The sequence below is a fragment of the Brevibacillus brevis NBRC 100599 genome (assembly GCF_000010165.1).
In the GTDB taxonomy this organism is placed as follows: domain Bacteria; phylum Bacillota; class Bacilli; order Brevibacillales; family Brevibacillaceae; genus Brevibacillus; species Brevibacillus brevis_D.
Map to the genome: position 1 here is coordinate 904,638 of NC_012491.1, position 16,118 is coordinate 920,755.

The 16,118-nt window shown below is 47.7% G+C and carries 16 protein-coding genes; 14 read left to right on the forward strand and 2 right to left on the reverse strand.

Going from position 1 to position 16,118, the window contains the following annotated elements; all coding sequences use genetic code 11:
- Positions 1 to 56: 56 nt before the first annotated feature.
- The 9 genes from BBR47_RS04605 to BBR47_RS04645 all read left to right on the forward strand — a co-directional run bounded on the left by BBR47_RS04605 (position 57) and on the right by BBR47_RS04645 (position 8,975).
- Entirely contained in the window at positions 57 to 1,505 is a 1,449-nt protein-coding gene (locus BBR47_RS04605) for a nicotinate phosphoribosyltransferase (RefSeq protein WP_012684589.1), read from the forward strand.
- 197 nt (positions 1,506 to 1,702) lie between these two features.
- On the forward strand, positions 1,703 to 2,962 hold the full coding sequence (locus tag BBR47_RS04610) for a Glu/Leu/Phe/Val family dehydrogenase (protein WP_012684590.1): 1,260 nt from the start codon (positions 1,703 to 1,705) through the stop codon (positions 2,960 to 2,962).
- 142 nt (positions 2,963 to 3,104) lie between these two features.
- Positions 3,105 to 4,025 (forward strand): homoserine O-acetyltransferase MetA, encoded by a 921-nt coding sequence (gene metA / locus BBR47_RS04615; RefSeq protein WP_012684591.1) that lies wholly within the window; start codon positions 3,105 to 3,107, stop codon positions 4,023 to 4,025.
- Positions 4,026 to 4,142: 117 nt separating this feature from the next.
- Positions 4,143 to 5,255: an Ig-like domain-containing protein gene (locus tag BBR47_RS04620; RefSeq protein WP_012684592.1), complete on the forward strand. Its 1,113-nt coding sequence runs from the start codon at positions 4,143 to 4,145 to the stop codon at positions 5,253 to 5,255.
- A 111-nt stretch (positions 5,256 to 5,366) separates the two neighbouring features.
- Positions 5,367 to 6,263 carry a LysR family transcriptional regulator gene (locus BBR47_RS04625; protein WP_012684593.1) on the forward strand — a complete coding sequence of 299 codons (897 nt, stop codon included), beginning with the start codon at positions 5,367 to 5,369 and terminating at the stop codon, positions 6,261 to 6,263.
- Between the two features lie 114 nt (positions 6,264 to 6,377).
- A complete protein-coding gene (locus tag BBR47_RS04630; protein WP_012684594.1) occupies positions 6,378 to 6,767 on the forward strand; it encodes a CidA/LrgA family protein in 390 nt (129 codons plus the stop codon).
- On the forward strand, positions 6,745 to 7,443 hold the full coding sequence (locus tag BBR47_RS04635; RefSeq protein ID WP_012684595.1) for an LrgB family protein: 699 nt from the start codon (positions 6,745 to 6,747) through the stop codon (positions 7,441 to 7,443). Before BBR47_RS04630 ends, BBR47_RS04635 begins: the two co-directional genes overlap by 23 nt.
- Positions 7,444 to 7,539: 96 nt before the next feature.
- Positions 7,540 to 7,965 carry a GNAT family acetyltransferase gene (locus BBR47_RS04640; RefSeq protein ID WP_012684596.1) on the forward strand — a complete coding sequence of 142 codons (426 nt, stop codon included), beginning with the start codon at positions 7,540 to 7,542 and terminating at the stop codon, positions 7,963 to 7,965.
- Between the two features lie 98 nt (positions 7,966 to 8,063).
- A complete protein-coding gene (locus tag BBR47_RS04645; protein ID WP_041749249.1) occupies positions 8,064 to 8,975 on the forward strand; it encodes a DMT family transporter in 912 nt (303 codons plus the stop codon).
- Positions 8,976 to 9,144: 169 nt separating this feature from the next.
- Here the strand turns inward: BBR47_RS04645 and BBR47_RS04650 are convergent, their stop codons facing one another.
- Positions 9,145 to 9,534, reverse strand: a complete 390-nt coding sequence (locus BBR47_RS04650) for a hypothetical protein (RefSeq protein ID WP_012684598.1) — start codon at positions 9,532 to 9,534, stop codon at positions 9,145 to 9,147.
- 589 nt (positions 9,535 to 10,123) lie between these two features.
- Here BBR47_RS04650 and BBR47_RS04655 point away from each other — a divergent pair.
- Positions 10,124 to 10,954: a protein-glutamine gamma-glutamyltransferase gene (locus BBR47_RS04655; protein WP_012684599.1), complete on the forward strand. Its 831-nt coding sequence runs from the start codon at positions 10,124 to 10,126 to the stop codon at positions 10,952 to 10,954.
- 48 nt (positions 10,955 to 11,002) lie between these two features.
- On the opposite strand, the gene solA is transcribed toward BBR47_RS04655, so the two are convergent.
- Positions 11,003 to 12,145 carry an N-methyl-L-tryptophan oxidase gene (solA, locus tag BBR47_RS04660; RefSeq protein ID WP_041749250.1) on the reverse strand — a complete coding sequence of 381 codons (1,143 nt, stop codon included), beginning with the start codon at positions 12,143 to 12,145 and terminating at the stop codon, positions 11,003 to 11,005.
- 176 nt (positions 12,146 to 12,321) lie between these two features.
- On the opposite strand from solA, the gene BBR47_RS04665 reads away from it, so the two are divergent.
- The 4 genes from BBR47_RS04665 to BBR47_RS04680 all read left to right on the forward strand — a co-directional run bounded on the left by BBR47_RS04665 (position 12,322) and on the right by BBR47_RS04680 (position 16,117).
- Complete coding sequence (locus BBR47_RS04665; RefSeq protein WP_012684601.1) at positions 12,322 to 14,049, forward strand: methyl-accepting chemotaxis protein; 1,728 nt, start codon at positions 12,322 to 12,324, stop codon at positions 14,047 to 14,049.
- A 234-nt stretch (positions 14,050 to 14,283) separates the two neighbouring features.
- Complete coding sequence (locus BBR47_RS04670) at positions 14,284 to 15,057, forward strand: ankyrin repeat domain-containing protein (protein WP_012684602.1); 774 nt, start codon at positions 14,284 to 14,286, stop codon at positions 15,055 to 15,057.
- Positions 15,058 to 15,160: 103 nt separating this feature from the next.
- Entirely contained in the window at positions 15,161 to 15,763 is a 603-nt protein-coding gene (locus BBR47_RS04675) for a flavin reductase family protein (RefSeq protein ID WP_012684603.1), read from the forward strand.
- A 111-nt stretch (positions 15,764 to 15,874) separates the two neighbouring features.
- Positions 15,875 to 16,117: a helix-turn-helix domain-containing protein gene (locus BBR47_RS04680; RefSeq protein ID WP_012684604.1), complete on the forward strand. Its 243-nt coding sequence runs from the start codon at positions 15,875 to 15,877 to the stop codon at positions 16,115 to 16,117.
- Position 16,118: the final 1 nt, after the last annotated feature.

Sequence of the window (16,118 nt, forward strand, 5' to 3'; positions counted from 1 at the left end):
TCAGCGAACGCTTCTGGTATGATGATAGAAAGGAATACACAGGAGGCCTCAGTGACATGCAATCATTTGGTGTGGCACTACACACAGATAAATATCAGATTAACATGATGTACGCCCATTGGGTTAACGGAACACACAATCAGAAGGTCGTTTTCGAAGCATTTTTCCGCAAGCTACCTTTTGGAAACGGATACGCTGTATCTGCCGGATTGGAAAGAATTGTTTCCTATATAAAAAATTTGCGTTTTGAAGAAAGCGATCTCAAGTATTTGAGTGAGCAGGAGGAGAACTACGATCCGAAGTTTTTAGAAGAGCTGCGCCAGCTTCGTTTTAAGGGCTCGCTCTACTCTGTGAAAGAAGGAACCGTGGTTTTCCCGAACGAGCCGCTCATTCGCGTAGAGGGGCGTGTCATGGAGGCACAGCTGGTTGAAACGGCCCTGTTGAATTATATGAACTACCAGACGCTGATTGCAACCAAAGCTTCGCGGATTAAAAACGTGGCGGGCAATGATGTTCTTATGGAATTCGGAACGAGAAGGGCGCAGGAGGCAGATGCTGCGCTGTGGGGGACGCGGGCAGCTTATTTGGCTGGCTTTGACGCGACCTCGAACATGCTGGCAGGGAAAATGTTTGGCATTCCGACAAAAGGGACGCACGCTCACTCTTGGGTACAGAGCTTTGAGAGTGAGGAAGAAGCATTTGAGCGCTTCGCAGCAGCTCTACCAGGACAGGTAACCTTGCTGGTCGATACTTACGATACACTCAAAAGCGGCGTGCCGAATGCAATTAAGGTCGGAAAACGCCTGGAGAAACAAGGCAAAAAGCTGACGGCAGTGCGCTTGGACAGTGGCGACTTGACGTATTTGTCCTGCAAGACGCGCGAAATGCTGGATAAGGCAGGTATGACCGATGTGCAAATTGTCGCTTCCAACGATCTCGATGAGCACACGATTATGAACCTGAAAGTACAGGGAGCACGCGTAAATAGCTGGGGAGTTGGAACGCAGCTCATCACGGCAGCGGATCAGCCAACGCTCGGAGGCGTATACAAGCTGGTGGCACGCGAAGGCGCGGACGGAGAATATCAGCCGACCATCAAAATCTCCGGGAATCCGGAAAAAGTCACGACGCCGGGCATTAAAGATATGTACCGATTGATTGATCCGGAAACAGGCAAAGCAATTGCTGACTACATGTGCTTCCCGCATGAAACAACAGTCGAAAAGGGAGCCCCTCTCCATTTGTTCCATCCGAGCCATACGTATTTGAGCAAGCATTTGGAGAACTACCAGGCAAAGTCGCTGCTCGTTCCGGTATTTGTTGATGGGGAACTGATTTATGAACTGCCAACTCTCCAAGAGATTCGCAACTACCATCGTGAGCAACTCAAGCTGTTCTGGCCTGAATACTTGCGGATGTTGAATCCGGAGCATTACCGTCTGCACATCAGCGAAGAGATGTGGGAAACGAAAACAAAGCTGATGAAGGCATATTTGAAAAAATAAGAGAAAACGTCTGATGTGTCGCGAGGATGCATCAGGCGTTTTTTATTTGTTTACCAAAAATAACACAATAATGAGAAAACAAAGAAAATAAATTGTCTGAATTTACTTTCATCGTATATAATTACTCCATTCATCCTTTAGCTCTGCGCCAAGGTGATGTGAAAAACGCATGTGAAAAGTATTGGGGAGGAAGAGAGATGCTAAATACTGTAGAGAAAGAAAACCTGAATCCATACGAGATTGTGCAGAAACAGATTGACGCTGCAGCGGCATTGTTGGGATTGCGGAGCGATGCTGTCGAAATTTTAAAGCGACCCAAACGAGTATTGGCCGTCAGCTTTCCTGTCAAGATGGATGATGGCAGCGTGCGTGTCTTTGAAGGCTACCGATCTCAGCATAATGATGCAGTAGGACCGACTAAGGGAGGGATTCGCTTTCATCCGGATGTGACGATGGATGAAGTCAAGGCGCTCTCCATGTGGATGTCATTCAAATGTGGCGTGGTTGGTCTTCCTTATGGCGGCGGAAAAGGCGGCGTCATATGTGATCCCCACGAATTCAGCAAAAATGAGCTGGAACGAGTCAGCCGCGGCTTCATGGAAGCTATCGCTGATATTGTCGGACCTGAGACAGACATACCTGCACCCGATGTATATACGACCCCACAAATTATGGGGTGGATGATGGATACGTACAGTCGATTAAAAGGCACCTATTCTCCGGGAGTGATCACTGGAAAACCACTCTCTGTCGGCGGCTCCAAAGGAAGAAACGAAGCGACTGCTCGCGGATGTGTCTTTACCATACTTGAAGCATTAAAAGATTCTGGACGCAAGCCAGAACAAACAACTGTCGCGATCCAAGGATTTGGCAATGCGGGAAGAATAGCAGCGAGGCTGTTAACAGAGCTGGGCTTCAAAATCGTGGCAGTCAGTGACTCCCGCGGAGGTATTTATGATGCTGCTGGCTTGGATGTCGAAAAGGTAGGACAGTTAAAAGACAACGCCACCATTTTGGACTATGTAGGTGGTACGGTCATCTCCAATGAACAGCTATTGGAGCTCGAGGTGGACATTCTGATCCCGGCAGCGTTGGAAAATGTCATCACAGCAGCCAATGCCGACAGCATTCAAGCCAAGTGGATTGCAGAGGCAGCAAACGGACCTACTACACCCGATGCTGACGCCATTTTGCGGGAGAAAGGGATTACCGTGATCCCGGATATTCTCGCCAATGCAGGTGGTGTAACCGTTTCTTATTTTGAATGGGTGCAAAACCTGATGAATTACTACTGGTCCGAGGTTGAGGTAAACGAAAAGCTGCAAACGACCATGATTAACGCCTATCGCGCCGTAAAAGAACTCTCTGATCAATACAAGGTGGACTTGCGCACGGGAGCCTATATGATCTCGCTTTTGCGAATTACGGAGGCGATGGAAGCACGCGGCTGGATTTAAGAGAAGAAACCTCTTGCAATTTGCTTGCAAGGGGATTTTTTCGTTTTCCTTTTCGGGATTAGCAGGAAGGCGAGTATTTTTGTCGAATTTGTCGGATTATTGTTTTTCTACCTGTGTTCAAAGGATGGAAAGGGGGATTTTTATGCCAATCAAATTGCCCGACGAATTGCCTGCAACGGAAATACTCGCCCAGGAAAATATTTTTGTGATGAAGGATAGCCGTGCCTTCACACAGGACATACGACCGCTCAGGATCGTCATTCTCAACCTCATGCCGGTGAAGGAAACAACGGAAACACAGTTGCTTCGCCTCCTGGGGAATACGCCGCTACAGGTGGAAATCGTGCTTTTGCACATGTCCAGTCATACGTCCAAAAATACGTCAGAAGAGCATTTATCGTTGTTTTATAAAACGTTTGAGGAGATCCGTGACCAGCGATTTGATGGCATGATCATCACCGGAGCGCCAGTCGAACAGCTCGAGTTCACAGACGTCACGTATTGGCAGGAGCTAACAGAAATTCTCGATTGGAAAATGGAGAACGTCACCTCGACTCTGCATATTTGTTGGGGAGCACAAGCGGGGCTTTACCACCACTTTGGCGTTCAGAAGCATCCTTTGCCAGAAAAAATGTTCGGAATCTTCCCTCATACGCTTAATAAGCAAAATGTGAAGCTGTTCCGCGGATTTGACAACTACTTTCACATCCCGCATTCCAGGCATACCGAAAATCGCAGGGAAGACATTGAACAAGTGCCTGAACTGGAGATTTTGTCCGAGTCTGATGAAGCAGGGGTTTACATCGTGGCGACCAGGGATGGCAGACAAATTTTCGTGACAGGTCATTCCGAGTACGATCCGACGACCCTGCAAGATGAGTACCAGCGAGATGTGAACAAAGGCTTGGATATTGCTGTTCCGCGTAATTACTATCCAAAGGATGATCCAAGTCGCGAGCCCATCGTCACCTGGCGCGCACATGCGAATCTGATGTTTTCCAACTGGTTAAACTATTACGTTTACCAAGAGACACCGTATGATTTGAATAACGACAAGCGATAGCAACGTAGCAGCCATCCGAGGTGATTCGGATGGTTTTTGCCATTTAGTATTCAAGAAGTACAGTTGTTTAGCCGATATAGAAAATGGTGGAAAATTAGAGAGGAGAGGGATGTGAGCATGAGAAACTGGCAAAAAGGGATGCTCGCTACGGCTGTTACCGTTGGGCTGATCTTTTCCAGCGTCGGCCAAGTACCGGCATTGGCGAATTCTGCGACGACAAGTACGCAGAAGAAGATTTCCAAGCTTGTAGTTGATACAAAGACAGTAAAATTGAAAAAAGCGGGGACACAGCAGTTGACTGTCCGCGTGCAATACACGGATAAAACAACGGAGGACGTCACACAACAAGCGGAGTGGACCTCCTCTGACAGTGACATCGCGAGCGTTGACAAGGGCTTGGTCACAGCAGTTAGCTCCGGTAAAACGAGAGTGAAAGCAAGCTTCGAGGGCAAAAGTGTGAATATCCCTGTTGAGATCGATGTGATTTCCAAGCTCACTGCTGACCAGAAGAAACTGGCTCTCAGCGTAGGTGGCACGAAACAAGTAAACGCAACAGCAACTTTCTCTGATAAGTCTACTGGTGATGTAACGGCTCAGGCTGAGTGGGAAAGCGATGATAAGGCAATCGTAACGGTAACGAATGGATTGGTTACGGCAGTAGGCTCGGGCACAGCGAAGGTCAAAGTGAAGTACGGAGGAAAAAGCGTCTCCATTCCAGTAGAGGTGGATGTCGTCTCCAAGCTGGACAGTGATAAGAAAAAGCTGTATCTGCGCCCAGACACTACCCAGTCGGTTACGCTGTTGGCTACCTTGTCTACGAAAGAAAAAGTAGATGTAACAAGCAAAGCCAAGTGGACAACCGACGATGCAAAAGTTGCCACAGTTGAAAACGGAGTCGTGACAACTGTAGGCTCTGGCAAAACGAGAATCAAAGCAACTTACGGTGGAAAGACGATCTCGATCCCTGTAGAGTCTGCTGTTATCTCCAAGATGGAATTTGACATGAAAAAGGCCGATCTCAAAGTTGGCGAATCAAAAGACTTGAAGGTATCTGTCATCTATACCGACAAAACCAAGGTTGATGTCACTACCGATGCAGACTGGATCTCCACGAACAGCTCCGTTGTGACTGTAGTGGATGGCAAGATCACGGCTGTGAAAGCAGGTCGTGCAACGATTGCCGCGACGTATAATGGAAAAGTCGTAAAAATACAGGTAACCGTGAAGTAACTCACGCTGGAGGAAAAGCCAGGGCGCGACTGCGTACCTGGCTTTTTCGCATACTCCTGCCTGTGGTAATCTGTAGCTAACGCTTTTGATTGGACGAAGACGGAGGACATCATGGATATTCGACAGCTGCAATACTTTGTGGAAGTAGTCAAACATAAAAACTTTACGAAGGCCGCTCAATCCCTCCACGTCTCTCAGCCTTCTATCAGCAAAATGATCAAAGCATTGGAAGAAGAGCTAGAGGTAGTTCTGCTGGATCGGACGGAGCGGAAAATGGATCTGACAGACGCAGGGGAAATGGTCTACAGCTATGCGACCAAAGTGTTGCAGCTGATGGAAGGCATGGCGTCGTCGATAGCAGAATTGCGAAACGTCGAGCGTGGTCGGGTCAAGCTGGGCATGATGCCAACGGTGGGTTCCTTTCTCTTGCCGAATGTGATTGCCTTGTTTAAAAAGCAGTATCCAGGCATCGATATCGAGATGAAGGAATATAGCGCCAAGCTGCTTGAAATCCAAATGGAGCAAGGAAGCATCGATGTGGCCTTAACCGTTCTGCCAATGGATCAGGAGAAATTTGAGGCGGTTCCCTTGCTCGCAGAGGACCTCGTTGCGATTGTTCATCGGGAGCATTGGCTCGCGGGAGTCGATGAGGTGAGCTTGGAACAGCTCAAGGACGAAGCTTTCATTTTGTTTACCGAAGAGTACGCGATGCACGATGTGGTGCGCCATGCGTGCAAGCTGTCCGGTTTTGAACCGAATGTCGCTTACATGAGCTCTTTATGGGATTTTGTCGGAGAGATGGTGGCTACCCAACTGGGGATATCACTCATTCCACGCTCCATCGTGAGACGCTTGAATAACGGACAATTACACACCGTCAACATTTCCTACCCGGTGATTGACTGGCAGTATGCCTTGATTTATCGAAAAGAAGGGTATTTATCGCATGCGACAAAGGCTTTCATATCGTTTGTAGAGAAAATGTACAGCCATAACCAAATGGAATAGAAATGATGATGTTTATGTATTGTACGAATGGAATCGAGACGGCTTAGAATGAAGGTAACTCGTTCAAACAGTGACTTTTTGAACAACCTTTGTAGAGCAACTGGGGTGGTCTCGATGAAAAGATGGTTCTCCATCATCGCACAAGTTTTGCTTTTGTTCGGCTTCACCTGGCTTGGGAAATGGGTGACCTCGTTTTTTCACCTTCCTGTTCCCGGCAGTCTGATCGGACTCGCGCTTTTGTTCATTTGTCTGTATACCGGCTTGATTCGTCTACAGTGGGTGGAAGCAGGAGCGACTCTGTTATTCTCGCAGATGATCCTGTTTTTCGTACCATCGTTGGTCGGGATGATGCAGTATCCATGGTTATTAGGGATAAAAGGATTGCTGGTGCTTGTGGTCGTCGTGAGCGGTTGTGCGCTTGTGATGATTTCGACAGGTGTTGTTGCTGAGCGCATGTTCAATCGTGGAGAGGTGAAACAGCATGATCCTGTGGAAAACATCTAGTGTGCTCCTGACACTCGTTTTCTTCTATGCAGCTAAACGGTTCAACAAGAAAAGACCGTCTCTGCTATTTTCTCCGGCTATTTTGGCGCCGATTGGCTTGATTTTGTTTTTGCTTTTCGCAGGCATTCCTTATCAGGTGTACAGTGAAGCGACCTCGCTCATTAGTGAGATGATGAGCGTAGTCACAGTGGCGTTTGCGATTCCGCTGTACCGAAATTGGTCGGTGTTAATGGCGCATCGCAGGATGATTTTGACGAGTCTTGCTACGGGTTCCCTCATTGCCATCATTGCAGGTGTTTCCACGACGATGCTTGTTGGATTGGGAAAAGAAGCGGCGATTAGCGTCATTCCTCGCTCGATTACCCTGCCGATTGCGATGAGCGTAACCGAGGCGATTGGCGGTATGCCGACGATGACGGCAGTATTCGGCATGCTGACCAGCTTCGCAGGTGTTTTTTTGGCTCCCACAATCATCAAGAGAATGAGGCTCCGACATCCTGTTTCCATCGGTTTGATGTACGGAATGGGTGCACATGCGTTGGGGATGGTAAAAGCGTTTGAGCGTGGGGAAACAGAAGGAAGTAGTGCGACTTTGGCTGTGATCGCCGGAGCGATGATTACCGTAGTGTGGGCGTTTACCTTGCTACCGGTGATCATGTCGTGGCTGGCTGTGTGAAGGAAGGGGCTGTTAGATAGCCCCTTTTTGTATTACAATAATCGTATAAAAATAAAATTAAATGAATAGAAATACACAAAATAGTGGTGATCAAACATGAGAATTGAATCATTCTCTTTGCAACAATACGAGGACGTCATTCAGCTATGGATACGAGCAGGATTACAGCTTTCTTGCTCGGATACACGTGAGGGATTGCGTAAAAAGCTGGAGCGAGACGCAGAGCTTTTCTTGGTGGCAATGAATGAGGAGGAAAGGATGATAGCAGCTGTAATGGGCAGCTATGACGGACGGCGAGGATGGGTGAATCATCTGGCAGTCGATCCGGATTTCCAAGGACAAGACATAGGGAGCAGGCTGATGGATGAGCTGGAAAAGCGGCTGGCGAATATCGGGTGTGAAAAGATTAACCTATTGATCGAGCCGACCAATCATTCTGTACAAGCTTTTTACAATCAGCTTGGGTATGAGCGTGACGAACTGATTTTCATGGAGAAGTGGATTGCTTCTGGTGAAGGATAAAAATGGAAGTGTATCATGACCGCCCAAATGCTGGCGAAAGGTGTATGATAGAGGACAAATAAAAGCTCCATAACTCTTTCAACATGGCAGGAGGCATCATGAGACCGCTGTATATCGTCCTATTACTCTGTACTAGCTTCCTTTGGGGAGGAAATTTTGTTGTCGGTAAATTTCTTGTCGGGCACGCGTCTTCCTTGACGCTGACCAATTTGCGCTGGCTTATTGCTGTTGTTTGCTTGTTGCCCGTTGTTTGGATACGCGAAAAGCGGATTTTTCCAACGCGAGAAGCACTTCTTCCTTTGATCGTGATGGGTGTTACTGGTGTAGCACTTTTTAATTTATTCATGTTCTGGGCCCTTGAGCGGACAGACGCGACCAATGTCGGGCTTTTGTCCACGCTCAATCCGGTTTCGATCGCGATTTTTTCCTTTTTGCTGATGGGCGATAAAATTCGACCGTTGCAGATTGTCGCGATGCTTGTCTCGTTTACAGGCGTGCTTGTGGTGATGACCAAAGGAGACTTCGCACACTTGTCCCAGTTGCACTTCAACACGGGCGATTTGTGGATGCTCGCCGCTGTCGCCATGTGGGGGATTTACTCCGTATGCGCACGTTGGGCGATGAAAACGGTCTCGCCGATGATGTCCACACTGTACTCGGGGATTTTCGGTGTTGCGCTGATGCTGCCCTTTAATGTCACCACATTTACAATCAGCAACACAGACTGGACGTTCTGGCTGTCGCTGTTCTACGTTGGTGTAATGGCAACCGTCGTCAGCATGGTGTTGTGGAATGTCGGTGTACAAAAGGTCGGCGCAACCTCAGCAGGTATGTTCCTCAATTTTAATCCTATTTTTACGGCCATTCTCGCATTTCTTTTGCTCGGCGAGCGTATGACCATCATCCAATTACTCGGCAGTGTAATCGTCATTGTGGGCTGCTATATGTTCTCGCGTTTAAAGCACGTCTCGACCCCGACAGCACATACAGTCAAACAAGCACAAGGCTAAAAAGGAAATCCCTCGTCTGTTTAAAAAGGGTGGGATTTTTTGATAAATAAGCATTTATAAAAAAAAATTTACCAGAGTGCAAATTAGGCACTCTGCAAATTGCCAAACCCCGCCACAAGCTCTATCAGAGTCGAGGCGGGGTTTAACGGTATAAAGTACTTTTTAACTTCTATGGTTCCTCATTTGCAAACATCTCCAACGTAGCTATAAGAATGTCTTTCTTTTTAGTATAGTAGTCTAAATATGGAGTACCTATTATTGCCGCACCTTCAATCATTGAACAAAAATCATAAACAGGTATAGGGCGTCCGATTCCTAGGGCAGCACCTACTGTCGATAGTAATGCCAGTAAACGAACCGGGTTCCATTCCCATTCCAAGAGTTGAAGAAGTTGGATGGCACTAGAAGCTCTTTTCGTTTGCTCGGGCGTATATACTTCGGGGAATCGCCCATCCGTCTTGTAGGCATGGAAAAACTCGTTGTAGTAAGCTTCTGCTGCCAAATCGATATCTCGGTACATTTCTCTAAAATCCGTATAAGGTTGACTTTCATTCTTCATTACTACCCACACCAACCTTTCTTATAGGATGAAGTCATTGTATCAGAAAAAATTGATAGTAATAGAGTAAAAACAAACCTCAACCCTCACCATTATGTGAGCGGAGAGGTTTGTTCAGTTTTTACGAAATTAGAATAGTCACTCCTGAGAGTAAGTACATCTGAAGATTTTTCGTGAAAGAACTCCCGCCATATCAAGGATTCCAGTCTATTACTCTATTTTCAATGAGCACAACGTGCAAGTTTTAAAAGGCACCGATCACCCCACAAGGCTAGTGAGAAGAAAAAGCACAGGGCTCGTAGACCTTGACAACGCCTACCCAGTCGGAACTACAAAAAGGGGACCACGCTTGTCGAACACTTCTCCCCTGAGAATCTTCCGCCCGTAGGGTGGCTTTGGCTCGACGGTCCCCTTTTTGTAGTGGAGACGTCCAGTGAATCCCCCTGCTGGCGTGTCAGAGTCGAAGAGAACTGTGCTTTTTCTTCTCCACCACTATGTTCCGTGCTTATCTGATGGTTTTTAGTCGATCACGTGGACATAGGCTTTCGCATACAAATAAGAAGGACAGTGTGTGAAGGGGAGGTTGTATATGATTGTCATAGCGGGGAGACCAGCTAATCCCGCCTCGTTGGCAGCGGAATGGGGATTAAATCCGGTACAGCGTGAAACGGTAGCGATTATGGCACGTAGTGATGAAACATTTGAATATCCAACTCCTGAGCTCCTGCAATTTGAACTGAAAGTGCGCGATCATCTGGTGAGGTCTGCCTTGGCACTGAACGAAAGCGGCCTGGCCTTTTCTACTTTTGAAGAATCTCGTGCAAATCCAGCTTACTGGATTCGAACTGACCAAGGCGGATTCCGCTTGCGACCTGGAGTGCTGCCATCCAGCGGGATTATCAATATTTTTCGAGAGGGTCAAAAATACGCCACGGAGTGCGCTACGGCGATGGTCATTATTATTTATCATGCAGTCCTACAGTCCATTCGTTTACCGGATTTTGAGAGAATGTTTTCGGACATCTTGCTATATGACTGGCGGTACGATCAGGATTTGGACTTGCAAACAATAAGGACAAATACCTTTTTGCCTGGTGATGTGATTTATTTTGCCAATCCTGATTACGATCGTGAGACACCGCAGTGGCAAGGAGAAAATGCAGTAGTGCTCGGCAATGGCTTATATTACGGGCATGGTGCGGGGATCAAACGGGCAAGTGAGATGGTAGCCTTTTTGAATGAACAACGAAGAGAGGGAGCAATGAGGTCTGCCTATCGGGCCAATCAGGCGACTCGGCCTGGTTTCGCCTACCTGTTTCCCTACGACAATGGTCGTTCTACCATGCAAGCTTTCGGCCATCCCATACAAGCGAGCAGTCGAATTACAGCGCAAATCGGTTCTTTGTCTTGGGAGTGGTAAAACAAACAAAAGCCTCCTGCCAGAAATGCGGCGAGAGGCTTTTTTCACTCATGCTGGACAAGAAAATCGCTTCCAAGAAAACATAGACAGATCAAGGGAAGCAGCTCCCTCTACCAGCAGTTGACTGGTCGCTTCCCCGATCGCACTGGCGAATTTAAAACCGTGCCCGGAAAAGCCTGCTGCAAATACAAGCTGTGGGTATTCAGGATGACGGTCAATGACGAAATGCTCATCCGGTGTCATAGTGTAGATGCATACCTTGCCTTGGCGCAATGGTCCTGCTGCTCCAGGCATATACGCTTCCAAAAAAGAGCGAACACAGCCTTCGTCCGACAAATAGGTGCCAAAGGTACGTTCCAGTTTATCGGGATCGATGGCGTGCCCACCGTCATGGCGTCCGATTTTTACACCAGCGCCATCAAAGCTCGGAAATCCGTAGAACATGGAGTCATGAAGGCGAAAGATGAAGGCGGGAAAGCCATCCGCACTGTACTGGCCCTCATCTGCACCAAACCAGGCGACCGTTTTGCGTGTAGGCTTAAGCGGGATGGACAAGCCCAATGAGTCAAGGAGTGAACCATTCCAAGCACCGGCAGATAGAAGAACTTTATCGCCGTGGTAGCTGGCAGATTCCGTATGCACGATGAACCCATTTCCTGCTGGCTCCAACTGCGTGACTGGCGTATTCGTCAACAGCGTAGCTCCTGAGGCAAGGGCAAGCTCTCGATAGGCGCTAATTCCGTTTTCGGAATAAAGCACACCTGAGGTAGGCTCCAGGCAACCGTAGTAATCAGCAGGCAGATTGATTCCTGGCCAGCGTTGCATGACCTCATCGGCACTGAGTACTTCCAGGGGAAGAGAGTACTGCTCGGCGCTCTCCCGAATTTCATTCAGGAAAGTACAATTCAAGGGTCCAGCGTTCAAAACACCCGTTTTGGCGAAGATCGGTATACCAGACGCTTGTTCGAGTTCTGACCACAACTGTTGTGCCCGCAATGCGAGCGGGACGTACTGTTTTCCTTCTCCGTACGCATGGCGAATGATACGGGTATCCCCATGATGGCTGCCCATCGTGTGTGGGGGATCAAAGGCATCGATCATGAGTGTACGCACGCCCTGCTTCGCCAGATAGTAGCCAGCTGCCATTCCCATCGAGCCTGCTCCCACAATAATGACGTCGTAGTTTTGCATCAGCAGTCCTCCATTCCGCTTATTTTTATCTATCTTACAGGAGTTTTCTGAATTGTGGATTTTAATTTTTTGTGTAAAGATCCATTTTTTTGTGTGCAATCAGGTTTATTCCATCAGTTGGGAGGGAAAAGGAGATTACGCTATCATCATATGTCAAGAAAAGTGGTGTTTACGAAATGAAATGGACGATCGGAAAAAAATTGGGTAGTGCGTTCGCGCTGATCCTGGTCATCATGCTGTTTATGGGGATCACGACCATTGTCAAGATGGAACAAATGAATCAGAATATGGTGGAAATGAATACGAACTGGCGCCCAGGTCTGGAAGATATTTTGAAGATCAACATGACGCTGGAAACCGTTTATGGAGTTACGCAAACCATGCTTACGACAGAGAACATGGATGACAAGGACAAGTACGCAAAGCAAATCGATGACCAATTTGCCTATATGGACGGCTTATTGGCAAGCTATGAAAAAACGGCTTTTGGTGAAGAAGACCGTAACAATCTGGAAGGATTGAAGAAGGCGCTGAAAAAATACGAGGAATTCAATCCGCAATACGTGGCAATCGCCAAAAAGGTCGACATCAGAAGGCCAGCTACCGATGCAGACATGGCCGAGCTTGGTCGCATCAAGAAAAAAGCCAGTGAATTGTTTGTAGAACGTAAGAAATATTTGGATGCCATGATGACGTATAACAGTGAGGGAGCACAACGCGCTGGCACAGAAAGCGCGGAACTGTATGAGTCAGTCAATCGGGACTTGAATATTACCTTGGTTATATCTATCATTGCGTGTGTGGCGCTAGCTGTCGTACTGACGTCAAGCATCCGTCGACCGATCTTGCGTTTGATGGAAGAGATGAAGAAAGTGGCTGATGGTGATTTACGTGTGGAGCCATTGGTTGTCAAAAGTCGTGACGAGATTTTGGATCTGGCGAATTCGTTCAATGAGATGACTAGCAGTTTAACTACGGTCATTCGTCAGGTAGGCGGAACTTCCGACCAGGTAGCCGCATCGGCTGAGCAATTGACGGCAAGTGCAGATCAGACGAGCAGGGCCACTGAACAGATTGCTGTTACTGTTCAAGAAGTGGCAGCAGGCGTTGATCGCCAGGTAGCGAGTGTAGAGAATGGGTCGAAATCGATTGATGATATGTCACGAGGAATTCGTCAAATCGCAAATAACGCACAGCAAACATCCAATATGGTGAGCGAAGTCGCCAACATGGCAGGAGAAGGGAACCAGTCGATTCAGGCAGCCGTTCAACAAATGAATGCGATCCACGATTCCATGCGTGAGCTTTCATCCGTGGTAGACGGTCTAGGCAATCATTCTCAAGCAATTGGAGAGATCATCGAGGTTATTACAGGCATTGCGGATCAAACCAATCTGCTCGCCCTCAATGCTGCGATTGAAGCAGCGCGCGCAGGAGAGCACGGACGTGGATTCGCGGTTGTTGCAGATGAAGTACGGAAGCTGGCAGAGCAATCGGCACAGTCCGCCCAAAAAATCGCGCAGTTGATCAGTACGATTCAGACAGATACAAAAGTCGCGGTCGAATCGATGGAAACAGGCACACGGGAAGTACAAGAAGGGATTCGCGTCGTTCATCGTGCGGGCGAAACCTTCGGTCAGATTCAGAACTCGATTGGCACAGTAGCTGACCAGATTCACGATGTGTCTGCATCTGCCCAGGAAGTGTCCGCCCATTCCGAACAGGTCGTACAAGCGATGGAGCTGGTCAGCGAGGTTTCCAACCTGACTGCTGATGGCACGCAAAACGTTTCCGCTGCTACACAGCAGCAGCTCGCTTCTATGGAGGAAATCGCTTCGTCGGCAACAGCTCTTTCCAATATGGCAGAAGAGCTGCAGCACATGATTCGCCGATTCAAAGTATAGGCATATACCGTGTAAACGAACGCAAAAACGCCAACGTGATTGGCGTTTTTTTCTTTCCATTGTCATTTTTTTAGAAAAAGTTAATCTTTAGGAAATAGTTCATTAAGAACAGGTTTAGTAGGAGTTTATCTCTACGGATTACGATGGATTCAGAGGTTTAACGGCAATCTAAGCTCAGTACGCAACCGGACTTAGGTCTATATCTCAATGACTTACCAAGGAGGAAGGTGCCAAATGTACAAACTCATCCTCACTGCAATTCCATTCGGAATGCTGCTGACTGGCTGCATGGATGAATCGTCCACAACAGCTCCGGTTGTAACGACCGCACAGCAGCAACAACAACCAGCAACATCACAGCCACAACCTCAACCAGAGAAAAAACGAACGCTATCTCAAGAAGAAGTGAAAGAACTGAACAAAAAGCTGCTCTTTGCAGCAGCCGAGGGCAAAACCGATGAAGTCAAGGCTAGCTTGGCAGCAGGGGCTGAGATAAATGCACAGGATGATCGTGGAAGAACAGCGGCGATGGCGGCAACACACGGCAACCATGTGGAAACAGTGAAGGTCCTCATTGAAGCAGGAGCTGACATCAATATTCAGGACGACCGGCAAGATAACCCGTTCTTGTATGCAGGAGCAGAAGGATACCTAGAAATATTGAAGCTGGTTATCGATGCAGGTCCAGATACGAAGATTTACAACCGCTTCGGAGGAACACCGTTGATTCCGGCGGCAGAACATGGGTATGTGGAAGTAGCAAAGGAACTTCTTACCCGGACGGATGTAGACGTCAACCATGTGAACAATCCGGGCTGGACAGCAATGATGGAAGCAATCGTATTGAACGATGGCGGAAAAAACCAACAAGAGATTGTCCAGTTGCTAATCGACCACGGTGCTGATGTAAACATCCCGGATAGCGAAGGAAAAACACCTCTATATCGTGCAAAAGAACGGGGGTATCACGAGATTGTACAAATCCTGCAAAAAGCAGGAGCACGCTAATATACGGAGGTAAGCTTACATTCACACTTCGAGCGCAATGGAAATATTCCTCGACTAGAATAAGTCGTAGCAAGATTGATTCTAGTCAAGGGAGGCTATGTTCATGACAAGCCATACGACCATTCAACCGAAGATTTTATATTACGGAACTCCCGTTGTCCTGTTGACGACTGAAAATGAAGATGGTTCAACGAATATCAGTCCCATTTCATCGTCATGGGCGTTAGGAAATTTTGTCATTCTGGGGCTCGGGTTCGGCTCGCATGGATTGGAAAATTTGCGTCAGCGTCCGGAGTGTGTTATCAATTTGCCGGATGCTTCGATGTGGCAGCAAGTGGAAGCGTTGGCTCCGCTAACAGGCAGCAATCCCGTACCTGACTATAAAAGGGAGCTGGGCTTCCGCTATGAAGCGAATAAGTTTCAGGCAGCCAATTTGACTCCTGTTGACTCTGACATCGTTCGTCCAAAGCGAGTGGGAGAATGTCCGCTTCAACTCGAAGCAGTCGTTCGCACCATCCGTTTTCCGGAATATGCCGACATGTTTGCGATCGTGGAGACAGAAGTGCGTCACGTCCATGCAGACAAACAGATTGTACAGAGTGCTCATCACGTGAACCCCCAAGCGTGGAATCCGCTGATCTACAACTTCCGCCATTATTTTGGTCTCGGTGATCAGTTGGGAAAAACATATCGATCAGAAACGTAGAACGTCAAAAACGCCAAGTTTTTGGCGTTTTTGGATTTTGGAATGCGAAATATGATATATTAGGTGTTGCCTAATAAAGTTAGTTAGTACCGAAAAATGAGGGGTGAGTAGATGCTTGTCTGGATGTTGCGAAAAGTAATGGCAGAAAGAGGAGTTTGGACGGGAGCCGCTTTAGCAAGGCTGTTGAAAGAGAAAGCAAATTACAGTCTGTCTCCAGCCTCCATCAGCGCTTTACTAACCAGTCAGCCCAAACAAATGAAAACTGAGACACTTGATGCACTCTGTACAGCTCTAGAGTGTACACCAAATGACTTGTGGGCATATACACCGCCTAATAGAGTGAAGGGAGCATAAA